Origin of the sequence: Treponema primitia, assembly GCF_046533075.1 — a bacterium.
Taxonomy (GTDB): Bacteria; Spirochaetota; Spirochaetia; order Treponematales; family Breznakiellaceae; genus Termitinema; species Termitinema primitia_B.
This window is the reverse complement of sequence record NZ_JAJQRB010000058.1, coordinates 1-17,574: the sequence shown is the minus strand read 5'-3', so window position 1 is coordinate 17,574 and position 17,574 is coordinate 1. Positions and strand designations below refer to the sequence as shown.

Genomic DNA, 17,574 nt, shown 5'->3' with positions numbered 1-17,574 from the left:
GGATTAAGTTAAAGAGGTGGGGTGGGGGGGGGGGGGGGGGGGGGGGGGGGGTAATTTGTTACAGTATAAGAAATTACAAGGCATTTTCATCTACCGCTATACCCCCGTGGAATAATAAGAATATTAAGCTTACATAGTATACTGCGGATCAAAGAAAAACACAAGTCGAATTCATGCCCTATCAGGGCTTTCGTTTCCTCAGTTCATCTTCCCGCTTTTCGATGGCTTCTTTTACGGCGGCAATTTCAGACAGTATTGCCCCTACCGCCGCATCGTCCCGGGAAACGCTTTGGGTGTCCTTTTCGGTGAAGCGGCTGTATAGCTCCGCCCCGAGGCGGCCTATGAGTTTCTTGGCTTGCCCTTCAAACTGCTTAATTTCAACCTTGAGGACCCCGATTTCCCCCAGTTCCTGGGCCTTGGCGCCTGCTTTGGCGGCAAATTCCTTGGAAGCCTCCAGGCCACGGCTGCCCCAATCCTGGGCTTTCTCCCCGGCTTTGGCGGCAAACTCCTTCGATACTACGGCGCCTTGTTCCAGGAGCTCTCTCATACGTTCACCAAATGTCATTTTGTCCTCCTATTATTAGAACCTTAGTGAAAGGCAGCTGAGGCCGCCGTCAATTTTACGGAATTCTGAGGTGTCCACCGGGAGGGTGGGATAACCGAACTGTTTGAGCAGGGTCTCTGTGGCGGGAAAGCCTGCGGGAAGTACCACCGTACCGTTGATCCATAGGCAATTCGCGGCGTAATCCTCTTCCGGGGGAATTACGGTTTTATCATAGGCGGCGAATTCCGGCTTGGCGATGAATTCCCCGGACACCAGGAGCCGATTATCCGCCAGGTAATTGACCCCGGTTTTAAGGTGCAGCACTTCCTTCAGGGTTATGGGGATTACCTCATAACCGTAGGGGTTGAGGAGCGCCGCAAATTGGTCTACCCCCGCCTGGTTGGTGCGGGCGGAAAGACCTACGTAAAAGCGGTTTTCTATCCGCATCACATCGCCCCCTTCCAGGGTCCCCGAGGATATAATACGACGGATGTCTTTTTCGGGGTAGAAGTCCTTTAATACCGGGATGATACCCGCCGCCTCTCCGTTACGGGTTTTGGCGCCGGGGTTGGTGACCACCGCGCAGCGCTCGCTCAGGACCGCCACGTCCTCTACGAAGCAGCTATCCGGGTAGGCTTCGTCCGCGGGCAGTACCCGTACGGTAATTCCCAGGCTTTCCATGGCCCGGATATAGGCGGCGTGCTGTTTCAGCGCCAGATCGTAGTCCGGTTTACCCAGTTCCGGGTGGGAGCTAATGCCATTAATCACCGCCCGGCAGGGGGTTCTGACTATCACATTTTTATACATCCTAAAACTCCTCTATAATATCTCTATTATAATACTTTGGAAAGGAAACTTTGCAGTCTTGGGTTCCGGGGTTTGCCGAAAAATTCGAGGGGGGTATTCTGCTCCAGGATGGCGCCTTCATCCATAAAGAGGACCCGGGTAGCTACTTCCCGGGCAAAGCCCATTTCGTGGGTAACGATGAGCATGGTCATCCCCTCCTCCGCCAAAACCCGGATAAGGTCCAGCACTTCCCCTACCATTTCCGGGTCCAGGGCGCTGGTGGGCTCGTCAAAGAGCATCACGTCGGGGTTCATGGCCAGGGCCCGCACTATGGCGACCCGCTGTTTCTGCCCGCCGGAAAGCATGGCCGGATAGGTATCCGCCTTTTCCTCCAGGCCGATACGTTCCAGCAGGCGTTTGGCGTTCTTTACCGCCTGGTCCGGGGTTTGCAGTTTCAGTTCCGTTGGTGCCAGGATGATATTGTCCAGGATGGTCAGGTTGGGGAAGAGGTTAAAATGCTGAAACACCATGCCCATGCGGCGGCGCAGGGCAAAGATATCCGTGCCCGGAGCGTTCATCTGCACGCCCTCAAACCAGACTTCCCCGGCGTCGGGTTTTTCCAAAAGGTTAAGGCAGCGTAAAAAGGTACTTTTCCCGGACCCCGAGGGCCCCACAATGGCGACCTTTTCACCCTTTTCTACTTTTTCACTGATCCCCTTGAGTACATGAGTGTCCCCGAAGCTCTTGTGGAGTCCCCTAGCTTCTATCACTGCGGGCCAGCCTTTTTTCCAGGATACCGGTAAGCCGGGTAAGTCCCGCCACCAGCAGGAAATATATCAGGGCGATGGACAGGAGGGGGAAATAGGCCTCCGCGGTGCGGCTCCGCACGATATCCGAAGCCCGGGTCAGGTCAACAATGGCGATGAGCCCCACAATGGAGGTTTCCTTAATGATGGCGATAAACTCGTTGCACAGGGCGGGGAGTATGTTCTTAACCGCCTGGGGCAGGATAACCCGCCGCATGGCGATAGACCTGGTTAGGCCCAGGGAAAGGGCTGCCTCCATCTGGCCCACGTCCACCGCTCCAATTCCCGCCCGGATAACCTCGGAAACGTAGGCGCCGGAATTAAGGCCAAAGGCGACGCAGGCTATCATGATATAATTGTTGGAAGGGATGATGATATAGGCCATGATCAGCAGTTGGACCGCCAGGGGAGTGCCCCGAACCACCGCCACATAGGCGCCAAAGCCCTTGTTCAGCAGTTTGTAACGCCCGGTCTGTTGGTTATACACCTTAACGGTGGCCACCAGCACCCCGATGACGATGCCGATAAGGGCTGCGGCCAGGGAAATAATGAGGGTATTGCGGAACCCGGTAATAAATAATAAATACCGCTTCTGATCCAGAAAGGTACGGACAAACTGCCGTGAACAGTACTGTACAAGACCGGCGATTACTCCCATGGCCCCTACTCAATCTGGGAGCGGGGGATATGGTAATCCAGGCTCTTGTTGATTGCATCGGCGGCTAAAAGTTTTTTCAGGGAGGCATTAACGGCCTGAACCAGGGTGGTATTCCCCTTGGCCATGGCGACGCCGTAAAATTCTTCCTCAATCGAGCCATCGGCAAACCGGGCTTCAAAACAGGTTAGGCCCTTATTAACCGCCGCCAGGTTCTTCGCCCAGAGATCGTCACAAACCACTGCGCCAAGGTCCCCCTTCATCAGAGCCAGGGACGCTTCCTGCAGGGACTTATACTGCACCACCTCCGCGCCGGTACCCGTAAGCACCCCGTCGGTGATCTGCCCCGACACCAGGAAGTCTCCGGTGGTTCCCAAGTGGACCCCCACCTTAAGCCCCCGCAGATCATCCAGGGACCTGATAAAGGTACTGGTCTCCTGTTTCAGGATATATTGACAGCTATTGGTATAGGGGTCCGAAAAATCCAGGGACTCCTTCCGTTCGGCGGTGATAGTCAGGGCGGCGATAGCTATATCAGCCTGGCCATTCTGGATAGCCAGGGAGAAACCATCAAAATCCGCGTTGATGATACGCAGTTTTACCCCCAGATCCTTGGCAATGGCCTGACCAAGGTCGATATCCACCCCCTCTTCCTTTCCCCCTTCGCCGATATACTCAAAGGGCGCCCAGCGGGCATCGGTAAACATGACCAGCTCGCCCTTCTTCTGAATCGCGGCGAGATCCCGGTACTTTTTTCCGCATCCGGTTAAAACGATTAACAGCCCCAGACACACCAAGACACCCAGGCTAAAAACATTGAGCCTTCTCATATTTATATTCCTACCCTTCATTTAAAAATCGTTTATTTGAAAACTATATCTGAGAAGTACATTTTAGAAAAGGGGAATAACCACGGACCTCACAGACAAAGAGGAAGAAAAAACACAGAGGACGCAGAGGAAACACAGAGGAAGATAGTCAAAGAAATCCAGAGGCCATTTATTCCCTCTTCCTCTGCGTCCTCTGTGTTCTTCCCTCTGTGATCTCTGCGGTAAATCTTCTTTGTCCGTGAGGTCCGTGAGGTCCGTGGTTGAATTTGAAATTGTTACCTATCACTTCCTCTGGATACCGATTATGGTCAGATCATCGTACTGCTCATCCTCTTTAACATGGGTATAATACATGTACGCCTCGTTACCGGGATTTTCCCGGGTTTGGGAACAGTAATCGCGGTACTGGCGGAAATAGACTTTAAGAAAGCTATCGATCTTTTTATCCACCAGAACCCGGGAATCTTCACCGGCCCGGGGGTCACGGTAGAGGCGGAACATCTTTTCTACAGAGACCATGGCCATGATGGTATCTTCCAAACCGCCCTGGCAGGTGGTGAAATCGAAGTGTAATGCTCTTTCACCTTCGGGGTTATGGTACTTGTAGAGGGTGTAGACCTGCCTGTTCATCACCGCATTGATGATGGCCTCCACACGGTCGGCGCCCATCTCCTCATCGGCCTGGCCTACCACGTGGTTGGCGTGGGGAGTATCGACGGGGGCGTTAGCTCCGGTCTCCGGCCCGCCGGTACAAAGAATCTCCTTGAAGGCGGAGTCCCGGAACTTACGCTTGGCTTCCTCGATACCGTCGGTATAGAGCAGGAGCATGTCCCCCCTGTCGAGGATCAGGGTTTGTACCTGGTAGCCGCCCTTGGACTCTACCATAAAGTTGGGCAGCACACCGGTGGCGGGGCTCTGGGGCAGGGTTAGGGTTTTCATCTTTTTTTCCGAGGAATCGTACAGGTGAACGATATTGTCACCGGCGTTGCAGAAACGGATGATGCCGGTTTCGGAATCGAAGAGGGCCAGGGTGAAGGCGGCGAAACGGCCCTTGAAACCCAGGGTCTCGATAAAGTCGTTGATCTGGTAGACCACTTCCTCGATATGCATACCCTTTTGGGTAGGTTTCCAGGTTTTGAAATAGTTGAGGAACATGGTGGCCACCTGGATCATGATCAGCGCCGCGGGGATTCCCTTACCGGCCACATCACATTTGATGATGGCAAAGTAGCGGCCGTCCAGATCCTGGTAATCGAAGTAATCTCCGGATACGCCCTTGGCCCCTTCGTAGTAACCGAAAAACTGTGCGTTCTTGGTATCCTTAAACCCGGAGCTGAGTTTATTCCCCTCCCGGTCAATTTCCAGGGGGATGAATTTTTTCTGCACCTCCTTACCGATGGTGAGATCCTCCGAAGCCTTGGCGGCTTTGACCAGACCGTGGGTCATGTCGTTGATGGTGTTCCCCAGTACGGCAATCTCGTCCCGGGTCTTGATGTCGATTTCTACACCCGCCAGCTTGGCTTTGTCTTCCGTATCCCGGATGCGCTCCACATGGGATACCAGCCTTTTGATGGGCCTGATGATCAGCGCGGAGAGGGCCAGGGCGCCCACAGCGCCGATGATGATGGCCGTCAGGGCGATTACCATCAGGACCCGGAGGAGGGAACGCTGGCCCTGGGCAATCTGGGCGATGATGGAATCGATGGACACTTCCAGCCGGATAAGGCCCCGGAGATACACATCCTCCGAGCCCTGGCGGAACATAACTGGTTTATAGAAGATAAAGGAGGTTCCCACCTTTTTATCCACCCGCAGGGTAGAGAAGGCCGGTTCGGATCGGATCTCCCGGGCTATTTCGGTGAGCCGTTCGGTGAGCTGTTTTTCCAGGCCCGGGGTAGTTTCCTGAATACTCTCCAGGCGCAGGATGCTTTCCTGGTCGGTACGCAAGGCCAGGGAAACCCCTTCCTGGTTCAGGCCGGCAATACTGGCGGCCAAATCCCCCACCTCTCTGCGGGCCCGGTTGTTCAGCTCATCGGCGAGTTCCTCAACCCGCGGGCTCAGGAGATCCTCCAGGCGGGAGATCCCGGGCTCAAGATCCGCAGTATCGATCTTGGTTAGGATGTCCGGGTCGTTGGTTGCCCAGATATGATCCGTAAAGAGGGTGGAGGCTGCGCCGAAACCGGTGATGGTTACGTACCGGGCTTCCGGGAGGGCGGATGCCTGGGCGGGGAGGTAGCTCAACTCCAGGGCCGCGCTGCTCCGGGAGGGCAGATACGCCCGGGCGCTGGAGGCAAGGCCTTCCATTAATACGGCGGAACGGTCCCAAAGGCCCTGGAGCAGGGTCTCTTCCTGGGTACGGGTCATGAGGGCGTACAGGGGGCCCGAGACCATGCCCACCACCAGGAGTACCAGGGCGATGGTAAAACCCGCAAGTTTAATCCGCAAACCCACTCCGCGTTTAGTGATTTTTTTCAGCCGTTTTTTCTTTTCCAAGGGCATAAGATCTCCTGTAATGAGCGCAACCGTTTCAAGTTTTATCACCGCGGTATCCGCCAAGACCGAGGCAATGCCCCGTATGGAAGCTACCATTCCAACTCCGCACAGTAATACTATTCCTACAATGATCCAGATAATCATATCGAACCGGTAGTGCCTTTCCGGACGTACGTTCCAGGATGGCTCCCAGGCTTGGGAGAAATCCCCAAACTTAGCGGTTCCCATTTCGTCCACGGAAATCAACCGGTTCCCCAGGGCGATTCCCCGCAGGGAATGCTCCACACCAACCAGGAAGCGGCCTTCGTCAATATCATCGATCCGCAGACCGGTGATTTCCCGGTCCGAGTTTATCCTGAAATCGCCGCGATCCAGGAAATATTCCCGGTCGTAGGGGGGCCTGCCGTCCTGGTCCAGGAAAATCCGGTTTACGGCGCCGCCGTCAAGGAAGCCCCGGCCGACGATGCGAATCGAGAGTATACCCTGTTCATCCTGGCCGGCGTCCACCATGGTAATAAAGGTGTGGGGGATGTATTTGTTCATCCGGAGATAGGCGCTGGAGGCGGGGCCGATATTACCGACTTCGTCTATGGCGAAAACCGAAAAACGCCATACCCCGTTATCTTCGTTTGAAAAGGAGACGGCGTTATCCGCTCCCATGATCCGCGGTGTGGGAGATGGAACGGGCCGCAGACCGAATAGTTCTTCTGCGGCCGCAGTGAAGGTTTCATCATCCATCGCGGTGTATTCACCCAGGGGGGCCATGTACTCCATGGTCCAGGTATAGCCCGCCACATCCGAAGCCGGGGGCGGGTTCCACTGAACAGCAAAACTGTTGGAACTCAGGAAGCCCTCTTCGTCAAGGGAGGGCTGGATGACATTGGCTGCCGGCGGGGGGGTAGTATCCCGGATATACTCAATCGTCGAGGGAGCGGACCAGTTACCCGCGTAATCCTGGGCGGTAACGGAAAAATACCAGCCCCCGTCCTCGTCGGCGATTAGTTCCCGCCCGGTGGTTCCCACGTAGGCGAGCAGCTCCCTGGGGGGGACATCCTCGGGGGATTTACTCCAGCTGTAGGAAAAGCCCCTGATCCCCGAAGGGTCCGGGGGAACATTCCAGGAAAGGCGGACCCGTTCAGCCCTGCTGCGCCGGGAAGGAACAAAATTTTCCGCCGCAAGCTGAGGGGATGTGACCGTGGTATCCGGGGCCAGGGAGTAGATACGGTTTTGCCCCCGGACCCGGGTCTGCCAGAATACCAGCAGATCGCTGCCGTCCACCACCGGACGGGCGAAGGAGGCCTCCCCGGCGGCGCCGGAAAGGTCGTAGTTCTCCCATCTTGTACCCCACTTCTGAGCCAGGAATACCCGGTTCCCGCCCCGGCGGCTGTCAAACCACACCACCGTAGTTTCGCCCCGGAAATAAAAAGCTATAGGGTTATTGCAATAGGCAGTTTCACTGTTTATCCGTTCAGGGTTGATGATACTCCCCGCACTATCCAGGGATGAGCCGTAAATCTGCGGGTTAGCGGAACTGTAGTGCCGCTCCCATACCAGAAAGAGCTGATTGCCCTGGACCGAAAGGTAGGGGCGCTGGTTATCAAAATGTTCCGGACTAGCATCACTGTTCGAATAGGGATCACGGAAATTGGTAATCAGCCGGGCGGGGGTCCAGGTACTGCCGCCGTCGGTACTGGTTTTAAGATAGAGCTGAAAGGTGGGCACAATATCAACGCTGCCCACAAAGGACTGAAAAATCACATAATCGGTACCGTTTAGACCGGCATGGGTGGGGAGAAAATTCAGCTGCATGGCGGTATCCATCACAAAGGGCTCAAAGGCGGTCCAGGAGATACCATCATCGGAACGGGCGTAAAATATAGAAAGTGACTGGGCGATACCCCTGGTTACAAAAAGCAGATACCCCCCGCCGGTCCTGGAATAAATCCGGGGGGCCACGGAACCTTCGGCGCCGTTGTTGAGCCGGACCCTTCTAAAGCTTTCTCCCTGATCTCCTGAGATAAGGATTTCCGTCTCCGAGGCGGAGGCAGCGGCGGCCAGGATTATCCGGCCCCGGGAATCCACCGCAACGCTGAGTATGGCGGGCTCGGCGCCGGAATAGGTATAGGGCCCGCCCACAGCGGGGTACATACGCCAGGGGTCTCCGGTCCGCTTAAGCGCCAGGGAGATGACGATTTGTCCGTCCCCGCCCCCTTCGACAGGACCGGTGTGATTCTCCTGCCAGGCCAAAATGGAAATATCGTCGTTAAAGGCCGATACGGGAAAATCCGCCTCCTGGGGAATAAATAAATCGGGCTGTTCCCAGAAAAAATCGGAAAGCGCAGAAAGAGAAACGGCGCAGCCAAGAAAAAAAAGCAGCATTGCTGTGTACTTCATAGGAGGGATTCGATCCTTCGCTGTAAATCCTGGATACGGGTCGAATTACGGTTCCGGGGATCCTGCAAAAGCTGCTGTACAATGGTCATGGCCGCCAGGGTATTACCCTGCTGCAATGCCTGGACCGCCCGCTGGTACTCCCTTTCCACGGTGCTGCTTAAAATCACCGAACCGCCCCCGCCTAACTCGGCTTGAATTCTATCCTTAAGGGCCATGGCCTGGCTGTTGGAGGGGTTTAATACCAGGGCCTGGTTCAGCTGTTCCAGGGCAATGGGAAACTGGGTCCGTGCATTCCGGTCTATGATGGACCGGGCGGCGGTGGTAAGCTCGGTAGATCGGGCAAGGGAACGTACATCCGGCGGGGCGGGACGGTACCCCATATCGATCTCCGCCTGGGCCACCATGTTCCGTATCCCCGGATACGTAGGGTTGATTTCCGCCAGGTTCTGAAGATCCGCAAAGCTTTCCACGGAGCCCCGCTTAGTACCGGATACGGCTTCGGTGAGCCGGCGTTGGAAGGATGCGGTGAAAGCGGATGGATCCGTCACCTGATCCATCCGCAGTTCCAGCAGGCTGGCCTCCTGGTTAACCGGGAACATGAGCCGGACTTCCCGTGTTTTCCGCCGGGCATCTACAAACTTAGCGATGCCCTCCGGGCGGCGGTTCTCGTTGATCAGCCTGATCCCATCGTCGTAGTTTTTCTTAGCGTCGCTTAAGAGCTGACTCATTTCCGCATAGAGGGGGGCCGTAACGGGGATGTTCCGCCCTGCCCGCAGGGACATGGCGCCCCGGACCACCGTAAGCCAATAGCTTACCTCCGGGTCATCCTCCACGTTGGTTCTCCGCCAGCGGGTCCTGGCCTGGACCAGGTAGTCTTCGGCCCGGTCAAAGTTTCCGTCAAAATAGGTATCCCTGGCGGTGTTGACCAGGCCCCGCACTTCCTTGATTATGGCCTCATTTTCCAGTCTGGTTATCTCGGTCCCAAGGGCAATGAGGTTGGTATCCCGGGTACGTCTAAGCTCGGTGGATTCCTGGATCGCCAGGGAGGCGTCGTACTGTTCCCCGGATCGCAGGACCTGCTCACGGGCTGCATCGAAGTTACTCCGGCCCAGGGCGGTACGGGCTTCCTGGTAGAGCCGGTCTCCGTCCAGGCGGAAGGCCTCGGCCTGGGCCGACTGAGTCCGGGCGGTCTCCTCCAGAGGCAGGCTCCTGGTCCGGAGCGCCTCAAGCCTGGCCATCAGCGCCCGGGCGTCAAGAAATAATCTATCTATCTGAGGGGCGGTGATAAACCGGGGGATTTCTTCACCATACCTGGCGAGCAGGTCCTTCCCATCGGTGAGGCCCTGGGCGCTGCCCTGATCAAGGCGGACAAAGATGTTCAGCGCTTCCGTGGGATACTTGGCAATATACTCCTCGTTGATGTTAGACACGGAGTACCCCACAAAAAGGCGGTTGGCCTCATTAAATTGGTTTTCCCAGGCCTCTATCCGCTGCCGGAGGTCCCCGTTCCCAATGGTGTACTCCCGCACTGCGGAAGCCATTTCCAGGTTGAAGATATTCATATCCATTTCGTTAAAAAGGGTAAGGGCGTTTTCCATTGAGGCGTAATGGACCTCTTCCCCGCTGAGCCTGGAGCGGTAACTCAGCAAGATCTCCCCGGTCACGTTCAAACTTTCCAGAACCGTTTCTATTTTAACAGCCAAATCGCGGCAGGTACTCCGCATATCCGCTTCGATGGCCATGGCATTCCGGGTACTCATGGCGCCCCGCTGCCAGGATTCCAGGGCTGTGGAGCTCATCGAAGACAAACGGCTGTACTGCTCCATCAGAGGACCGGTTTCCATCAGACTTGTGGATGCCAGGCTTAGGGACACATATCGTAAATACTCATCCGCCTTAGCGGCGATTACCTCAATGCCAAAATATTCGTAGGTCTGAAAATCCTGTCCTTGGTAAAAACGATCCCAATCAGTTAAAAAGCCCAATGCCATGGTACAGTAGGCGACAACCGATTCAAACTGCGCCCTGGCTTGGAAATAATTCTTCCTTTCCAGGGCAGCATAGGCGTTTTTGTAGGTCTGTTCCGTATTGTCCGCCAGGACCATATCAAATTGGGAGAGCACCGAAATCCAGAGACCCGCCACGGCGCCCAGCATACCTTCCTGAATATCCGTACCTGCCCGGCCAAAGACGATCCTGGAAGTGAAGGAAAGGTAGTTGCGATCCCCCAGGTTGGGATCTTCCTGCCGGAATTGGGCCAATTGCTCATCGAAATAATTCCCCACCTCGGCTATGTTATTATTCAGGAGGATTAGCTGTTCCATCAGCGGCGTAAGCCGGGTATAGAAGTCCCGAAGCCGGGACAAATTATTTCCCCCGCTCTGGTCTCCAATGCGATCGAGACCGGCGATGGCGTTGTTGAAGGGGGTAACAATGCCGGAAAAGGTCTTTATGCTGTCCGTAAGTATAACAAGGGAACTCTTAACCCGGTTATTGATGGGCTCCCCGTACCCGGCGGCAAAAAATTCCGACTGATATATTTCCAAACCATCGGCATAGGCGTTGAGAGCAGCTATATAATCCCCCTGATCGAGTAATTCCCGGGCCCGGGCCATGATCTGCTCCAAGAGACGCCGGTTATAGCCGAACAGGGCCAGTTCCTTGACCTGGGTAATAAACTGCTGCACCATACCCTGGGCGGGTTCCACTTCCTCAAGCCGCCGGGTAAGGTCGAGAATCTTTTCCGAATTGTCAGGATCATTGGTCAGCACATCCAGAAGCTCCCCAGCCAGGGTATTGTAACCTGCCCGGAGCAGGATAATCTTCCGGAGCCGCCTCTGGGCCTGGAAAAATTTTGCGGGGTTTTCTTCGGTATATTCGGTTAGAATCCGGATAGCCTCGTCAAATTGCCGCTCCGCAATAAGTTTGTCTGCGGACTTTAAACTGGCATCCCGCATCCCCTCCCCGTAAAGGTTTGGGGCCAGGGCCAGGATCAGCAGGGGCAAAAAAAAGCCTAGCCATGGCTGTAGTGTCAGCGGAAAAATGCGTTGAAGGCGCCACCCCGGCGGATGGCTTGAAAATTTCACTACGGTATACCCCACCTTCAATATCGGAATTCCAATAATTAGATTATAATGGTAGTGTGGAATAAAGTCTTTATCCGATATATATTATTACAGGGTATACATGAAAAAATGCGGAAACCCGCTGCTATGTATGGTTTTTCTCATTTGTCTGGTAAATACCCTTTGGGCCATTGATTTTGGTGAAGATTCCTATGGTTCCCTCACGGATTATCTGAGGGATATTTACGGTATTGACAACAATGCGGGACTAACCGCCTTCCCCGTGCTGAACGTCCCACTGGGCGGCAGGGCCGAGGGCATGGCCGGTTCCTTTTCCGCAGTTTCCGATGACATTTCTTTCCTCGAATGGAACCCCGCGGGGTCCTCCTTGCTGGCAAAGACGGAATTGGCCTTTTTTCATAATAACTGGATCGCCGATACCAAGATTGAGGGGGCGGCCTTCGCATCCCGTCTGAAGGACTTTGGGTTTGCCGCCGGGGGCAAATGGCTTTACACCCCCTTTACGGAGTACAACATCTACGGGGAGCGGGCTTCCAAGGGCTATTATTCCGAGGTGGTGGGGGTGCTCAACGGCTCCTATAACTTTCTTTCGGGGTATTACTTTACCGGTATTTCCCTGGGGATAAACATCAAAGGGGCCTTCCGTTTTGTTCCCGACTATTCCGATGCCGATGATAGGGAAAACCTCACCGGCAGTCTGGCCTCCGGGTCCGGATCTTCCCAGTCCGCAGCCATGGCCATGGCGGATATCGGCGTACTTACCCGTATCAATTTTCTGAAATTCTACAATTCCCGGGAAAGAAATCTGTCCTTTGCTCTGGTAGCCCGTAATTTGGGCCCCCCGGCCATGGACGACCCCCTGCCTACGGTGGCGGTGGCCGGCCTTTCCTGGAAACCCCTGCGGCCCATCCTCCTTTCCTTCGACTATTCCTTCCCCATAAACATGGTAAACCTCGATCTTTCGGAAAAGCCCTACTGGGCGATGGGCTTATCCACCCAAATTACCCAATTCCTGTCCATGCACGCCGGGCTGCTGACCAAATCCGGAAATGTCCGGATTACCCTGGGCAGTGCGGTGGATCTGCAAAGGTTTTCCCTGGACCTGAACTATACCCTGGATCTATTAACCCAGTTTACCCCCATGAACCGTATCAGCCTGGGGATACGGTTTAACCTTGGAGATCAGGGAAGAAAAGCCCGGGAGGAAGATGCGGAGGCGCTGTACATAAAGGGCTTAAGCGCCTATTCCCGGGGGGAAACTACGGAAGCCCGGTATTATTGGGAAGAGACCCTGAAAGTTGACCCACGGTTTGAACCGGCCTCGGAGGGGATCTCCCTGCTCACCCGCTCCAAAGACCTGATAGATCGTATTGATGAAATGCAATCCCTTGGCTTCTAGTGTGTATTGACATATATCCTTCTTTTTTCCATGATCACGTGATGATAAATGAGTTGTGGCCGAATCGGCCTTTCCTTGAAAGTTTAACAACAACTGAATTAATTCGACTTGCGGACAACCATGGGATAGATGTACCTCCCGGGCTGGACCGGACCATCATTATAGAGGAATTGCTGGAAACCGTCGTTGATGAAGAAAACAGCACTAAAAAGAACCCCCTCCCCCTAACCGAGAAACACCAGGGCGCAACGGCTCCCCTTCCCAAACAGTACAATATCAGCTACATAGAGGTTTTAATCCGTGATCCTCTCTGGGCCTTTGCATTCTGGGAAACCAATGCCCATGATAAGGAAATCCACGAGAAAGCCCCGGATTTTGGCGGGTATTACCTCAGGGTCTCTCCGGTGAATATACCGGCGTCCGGGAATCCATCCGCGGCAAATGACAGTTCCTTTACCGTTCAGGTGGGAACTGAAGATTCCGCCTGGTACCTGGGGTTTCCCCCTTCGGGAGGAACCTTCAAGGTGGATCTTTGTGTTATACGGAAGGATGAATCGATCGTTTTGGCGGTTTCAAACTCCTTCAGGCTGCCCAGGCTGCTCAAGCCCTGGGAAAACAGGGAGGTCACAACCGTAGATAATCCTCTGCTCCGCCTTTCGGGGATCGATGATTTTAAAATACTCCGCAATACCATCCGTTCATCCCGCCTTCCAAAACGCTGCGGCGTAAACACCGCCGGCGTCCAGGGGTAGCGGTAAATGAACAATTCCAGGGTTATTTCTTTGGTACTGGACCTGCATAAGCCTTTTGTCCGGCATCCTGAAATGGATCAGGCCCAGGAAGAGCGGTGGTTCTTCGAAGCCCTTTCCGATACCTATCTACCCCTGTTGGAGGTCTTTGATCGCCTGGATGCGGAGCATATCCCCTTCAAGATTGCCCTTTCCCTATCGCCAACCCTCTGCCATATGCTGCGGGATGAATATCTCCTGGAACGTTACCTGAAATATGTGGACCGGCAGATTGAATTCGGCGTCCGGGAACTGGAAAGAACCGCCGGGGAAGACGAAATACACCGTCTGGCCCTGAATTTTTACGACCAGGCAGTGGAAAAGCGGGTCCTTTTTACGGAACGCTACGAGGGGAACATTCTGCGGGGTTTCGATCATTATCAGCGGAAAGGCCGGGTGGAACTGCTAACCACCGCCGCTACCCATGCCTTTCTGCCCCTCTACTCAAACTATCCCGAGGCGATCCAGGCCCAGTTCGAGACTGCCATCGCCTCCCACCGTATTCTTTTCGGCAAGAATCCCCATGGGTTCTGGCTTCCGGAACTCGGCTGGTCTCCGGAAATGGACCGGTATCTGCGGGCTTATAATTTTAGTTATACCATTGTGGATACCCATAGTCTCTGCATGGAGGATCATCCGGAATCCCGGGGAAGTTTTTATCCCGTAAAAACCCCTGCGGGGGTATTCATCCTGGCCAGGGATTTTTATGCCGGCCGGGAACTGGAGGAAGCCAAGTTTGCCTGCCATATGGATCCCCTATACCGCGACTACCTCCGGGATGCGGGGTTTGAACTTCCTACGGAGGCGCTAAGCTCCTTCCTGGAAGCCAACGGCGCCCGGAAAGCGACCGGGTATAAGTACTGGGCTTCGGGAAACAATCAGATCTACGATCCCCAAAAAGCCCTGGAAAGGGTGAAAGCCGCCGCTTCGTCCTTCCTGGATGCCCGTATTTCCCGGTTCAATTCCGTAGCGGAATACATGGATGGCTGTCCCATAAGCCTCTGCGCCTATAACGCCGATCTCTTCGGCCGTTTCTGGTACGAGGGGCCGGCATTTATCGAGGCCCTGTACCGGGAGGGGGCGCATCGTACGGGGCTTCAGTTTATGAACCCCGCGGAATACCTCTACAAACAGGACGCTTCCGGCTTCCGGACCGCCATGCCGGAATTTTCGTCCTGGGGGGTCAACGGTTACGGGGAGATGTGGCTGGACGCCTCCAACGATTGGCTCTACCGCCACGCTCTCCGTTCCCTGGAACGGATGATAGAGTTGGCGGAACGTTTTCCCGACGATACGGGGCTTAAGGAACGGGCCCTGAACCAAGCTGCCCGGGAAATACTCCTGGTCCAGTGTTCCGACTGGCCGAAAATGCTCTATAAACAGGAAAACACCCTCTATGCCCGGAATCAGGTTGAGGCGGCGCTGCGGAATTTTACTACCATCTACGAGTCCTTAGGGAGCAATTATATCAGCACCGAATGGCTTACCAGCCTGGAACGGCGCCACAATATCTTCCCCACGGTCAATTACCGGGTTTTCCGGCACAAACGCTAGTTGCTTATTCATAGAAGGAGTTATGATGCAAAAAAATGCCAGCCTTTCCGCAGGCCGAAAAACGATCAGCGGAATCACCCTTATCGCCCTTTTCGCGGCGCTCACCGCAGCGGGGGCCTTAATATCGATCCCCCTGCCCTTCTCCCCGATACCGGTGGTACTGCAGAACCTCTTTACCATCCTTGCCGGGCTGGTCCTGGGGCCCATAGGCGGAAGTCTTGCGGTGGCCCTGTATCTTTTAGCCGGAGCCCTGGGCGCACCGGTATTCGCCGGGGCTTCCGGGGGCTTCGCCCGTTTCCTCGGCCCCACCGGGGGTTATCTCCTGGGTTACCTGCTTTCCGCCCTTATTGCGGGGCTCATCGCCGGCCGGCCCCGGGCTGCAAAACCGGCCCCGGTTTGGAAGATCATCCTGGCCACAGTCCTGGGACTCATTTCGGTCTATATTCCCGGCATACTCCGGCTTAAACAGCTTATGGACCTCAGCTGGTCTGCGGTTTTTATAGCAGGCGTCCTCCCCTTCCTTGCGGGAGATGCCGTAAAGGGAATTGTTGCGGCGGCCATCGCCCCCAGGCTGCGCCGAATTATCGCGGAACTGCTCTAGTATCGTAGATGGAACCCCTTTTCTCCATTTCCAATCTGGTTAAAACCTTTTCACCCGGGGGGGAAACCGAAGTACGGGCGCTCTCCGGGGTAAGCCTGGAGATCCGTGAGGGTGAATTCCTCCTTATCTCCGGGGCCAACGGTTCGGGAAAAACCATCCTGATGCTGATCCTGGCGGGGCTCATGGACCCCGATGAGGGGGAACTGCTCTTCCGGGGCCGGCCCCTCAACACCGTCATGGGCGATCTTCGGCGGCATCTGGGCCTGATTTTTCAGGATGCGGACGCCCAGATGGTTGGGGAAACCGTGGCGGAGGATATCGCCTTTGGGCCCAAAAACCTGGGGCTTTCCAAGGCCGAAGTTGAAGAACGGGTACAAAACGCCCTGGCCGCCCTGGGTCTGGAACATAAGCGGGACCGGCCCCCGCGAAACCTTTCGGGCGGCGAAAAACGGCGCCTTGCCGTGGCGGGTATCCTGGCTATGGGCTGCCAAACCATTATCATGGACGAACCCTTCGCCAACCTCGACTGGCCCGGGGTAGTCCAGGTTCTTGAAATAATCCGGCAGCTTAAACAGGAGGGCAAAACGGTGATCCTCCTGACCCACGAACTGGAAAAGGTGCTGGCCTTTGCGGACCGGCTGGTAATCCTCGACCGGGGAATCATCCGGGAGGACGGAAAACCCGCCGAAGTTCTGGACCGGCTGAAGGATGCATACGGCGTGCGGGACCCCCGGAAAAGCTACGGAACCGTGGCGGACTGCACATGGCTGTAAAGCGCCGGCCCATACGCCGCCCCGTCCCCTACGCGTACCGCCCGGGTAAAAGCACACTCCACCGGCTTCCCGGGGGCCTCAAGCTCCTGGGCCTGTTCCTCATATCCACCCTGAGCTTCATCTTCGGCCCCCCCGCCCTGGGATTGGGGACCCTCCTGGTAATAGCCGCTTCCCTGGCCGCGAAGATACGCCCCTGGGAACTGCTCCGGGGTATAAGGCCCCTACTGGTGATGGCCCTCATGGTCGTTCTCTGCCGGTCGGTCGGCCTAAAGCCGGAAGGGGCTATGTTCCTCAACACCGAGGGCCTTGAGGCAAGCCTTGTCTTCGGCTGGGGTATCCTCCTCGCCTTCTGCGCAGCATCCCTGTTTTTTTCCGTAACCACCATGACGGAAATCAAGGATTCCCTGGACCATCTCCATCTTAGGCGCCTAAGCCTGGGCATTTCCCTGATGCTGGGTTTCCTCCCCCGTTTCTTCACGGTCTGGGAAAGTGCGGAACTCGCCTACCGGGCCCGGTGCGGAAAAAAAGGCCTTCCCCAGCTTCGTACCCTGATCCCCCTGGTGATGGAAAGGATGATAGTAAGCGCTGGGGAAACCGCAGCAGCCCTGGAATCCCGGGGATGTTTGTTGTGAAATAAGAATAACCACGGACCACACGGACCTCACGGACCTCACGGACAAAGAGGATTTACCGCAGAGGACGCAGAGGGAAGAACACAGAGATCGCAGAGGAGACACAGAGGGGAAGAAGAGAAACCACAGAGATCGCAGAGGAGACACAGAGGCCACAGAGGGGGAAACCCCCTTATTCCCCTCTGTGATCTCTGTGTTCTTCCCTCTGTGATCTCTGTGTTCTTCCCTCTGTG

Annotated in this window: 13 protein-coding genes; 6 read left to right on the top strand and 7 right to left on the bottom strand. The window is 55.5% G+C overall.

The features are described 5' to 3' along the window. Positions 1-181: 181 nt before the first annotated feature. The 7 genes from LQZ19_RS12370 to LQZ19_RS12340 form a co-directional block, all read right to left on the bottom strand. Positions 182-565, bottom strand: coding sequence for a hypothetical protein (locus tag LQZ19_RS12370; protein WP_411047979.1), 384 nt, complete (start codon positions 563-565; stop codon positions 182-184). Between the two features lie 15 nt (positions 566-580). Further along, positions 581-1,351 (bottom strand): dimethylarginine dimethylaminohydrolase family protein, encoded by a 771-nt coding sequence (locus LQZ19_RS12365; protein WP_411047978.1) that lies wholly within the window; start codon positions 1,349-1,351, stop codon positions 581-583. A gap of 26 nt (positions 1,352-1,377) precedes the next feature. After that, entirely contained in the window at positions 1,378-2,100 is a 723-nt protein-coding gene (locus tag LQZ19_RS12360) for an amino acid ABC transporter ATP-binding protein (protein ID WP_411047977.1), read from the bottom strand. Beyond that, on the bottom strand, positions 2,087-2,794 hold the full coding sequence (locus LQZ19_RS12355; protein ID WP_411047976.1) for an amino acid ABC transporter permease: 708 nt from the start codon (positions 2,792-2,794) through the stop codon (positions 2,087-2,089). The genes LQZ19_RS12360 and LQZ19_RS12355 overlap by 14 nt, the downstream gene beginning before the upstream one ends. 5 nt (positions 2,795-2,799) lie before the next feature. Next, complete coding sequence (locus LQZ19_RS12350; protein WP_411047975.1) at positions 2,800-3,621, bottom strand: transporter substrate-binding domain-containing protein; 822 nt, start codon at positions 3,619-3,621, stop codon at positions 2,800-2,802. A 282-nt stretch (positions 3,622-3,903) separates the two neighbouring features. Further along, on the bottom strand, positions 3,904-8,508 hold the full coding sequence (locus LQZ19_RS12345) for a SpoIIE family protein phosphatase (RefSeq protein ID WP_411047974.1): 4,605 nt from the start codon (positions 8,506-8,508) through the stop codon (positions 3,904-3,906). After that, positions 8,505-11,513, bottom strand: a complete 3,009-nt coding sequence (locus LQZ19_RS12340) for a hypothetical protein (protein WP_411047973.1) — start codon at positions 11,511-11,513, stop codon at positions 8,505-8,507. Before LQZ19_RS12340 ends, LQZ19_RS12345 begins: the two co-directional genes overlap by 4 nt. Positions 11,514-11,694: 181 nt before the next feature. Here LQZ19_RS12340 and LQZ19_RS12335 point away from each other — a divergent pair, with 181 nt between their 5' ends. The 6 genes from LQZ19_RS12335 to LQZ19_RS12310 are packed head-to-tail and all read left to right on the top strand — an operon-like array spanning position 11,695 to position 17,341. Continuing rightward, on the top strand, positions 11,695-12,993 hold the full coding sequence (locus LQZ19_RS12335; protein ID WP_411047972.1) for a UPF0164 family protein: 1,299 nt from the start codon (positions 11,695-11,697) through the stop codon (positions 12,991-12,993). Between the two features lie 41 nt (positions 12,994-13,034). Then, a complete protein-coding gene (locus LQZ19_RS12330; RefSeq protein WP_411047971.1) occupies positions 13,035-13,745 on the top strand; it encodes a DUF4912 domain-containing protein in 711 nt (236 codons plus the stop codon). A gap of 6 nt (positions 13,746-13,751) precedes the next feature. Continuing rightward, the gene (locus LQZ19_RS12325) at positions 13,752-15,335 is read left to right on the top strand and encodes a glycoside hydrolase family 57 protein (protein ID WP_411047970.1); all 1,584 of its coding nucleotides are present in this window, start codon (positions 13,752-13,754) and stop codon (positions 15,333-15,335) included. Between the two features lie 22 nt (positions 15,336-15,357). Then, positions 15,358-15,936 (top strand): biotin transporter BioY, encoded by a 579-nt coding sequence (locus LQZ19_RS12320; RefSeq protein WP_411047969.1) that lies wholly within the window; start codon positions 15,358-15,360, stop codon positions 15,934-15,936. Positions 15,937-15,944: 8 nt separating this feature from the next. Continuing rightward, positions 15,945-16,709, top strand: a complete 765-nt coding sequence (locus LQZ19_RS12315) for an energy-coupling factor ABC transporter ATP-binding protein (protein WP_411047968.1) — start codon at positions 15,945-15,947, stop codon at positions 16,707-16,709. Continuing rightward, complete coding sequence (locus LQZ19_RS12310) at positions 16,700-17,341, top strand: energy-coupling factor transporter transmembrane component T family protein (RefSeq protein ID WP_411047967.1); 642 nt, start codon at positions 16,700-16,702, stop codon at positions 17,339-17,341. Before LQZ19_RS12315 ends, LQZ19_RS12310 begins: the two co-directional genes overlap by 10 nt. The last annotated feature ends 233 nt before the right edge of the window (positions 17,342-17,574 follow it).

Bases quoted from the DNA above. Each gene is read 5' to 3' on its own strand.
- LQZ19_RS12370 (WP_411047979.1), bottom strand. From the start codon at position 565: ATGACATTTGGTGAACGTATGAGAGAGCTCCTGGAACAAGGCGCCGTA.
- LQZ19_RS12365 (WP_411047978.1), bottom strand. From the start codon at position 1,351: ATGTATAAAAATGTGATAGTCAGAACCCCCTGCCGGGCGGTGATTAAT.
- LQZ19_RS12355 (WP_411047976.1), bottom strand. From the start codon at position 2,794: ATGGGAGTAATCGCCGGTCTTGTACAGTACTGTTCACGGCAGTTTGTC.
- LQZ19_RS12350 (WP_411047975.1), bottom strand. From the start codon at position 3,621: ATGAGAAGGCTCAATGTTTTTAGCCTGGGTGTCTTGGTGTGTCTGGGG.
- LQZ19_RS12345 (WP_411047974.1), bottom strand. From the start codon at position 8,508: ATGAAGTACACAGCAATGCTGCTTTTTTTTCTTGGCTGCGCCGTTTCT.
- LQZ19_RS12335 (WP_411047972.1), top strand. From the start codon at position 11,695: ATGAAAAAATGCGGAAACCCGCTGCTATGTATGGTTTTTCTCATTTGT.
- LQZ19_RS12330 (WP_411047971.1), top strand. From the start codon at position 13,035: ATGATAAATGAGTTGTGGCCGAATCGGCCTTTCCTTGAAAGTTTAACA.
- LQZ19_RS12325 (WP_411047970.1), top strand. From the start codon at position 13,752: ATGAACAATTCCAGGGTTATTTCTTTGGTACTGGACCTGCATAAGCCT.
- LQZ19_RS12320 (WP_411047969.1), top strand. From the start codon at position 15,358: ATGATGCAAAAAAATGCCAGCCTTTCCGCAGGCCGAAAAACGATCAGC.
- LQZ19_RS12315 (WP_411047968.1), top strand. From the start codon at position 15,945: ATGGAACCCCTTTTCTCCATTTCCAATCTGGTTAAAACCTTTTCACCC.
- LQZ19_RS12310 (WP_411047967.1), top strand. From the start codon at position 16,700: ATGGCTGTAAAGCGCCGGCCCATACGCCGCCCCGTCCCCTACGCGTAC.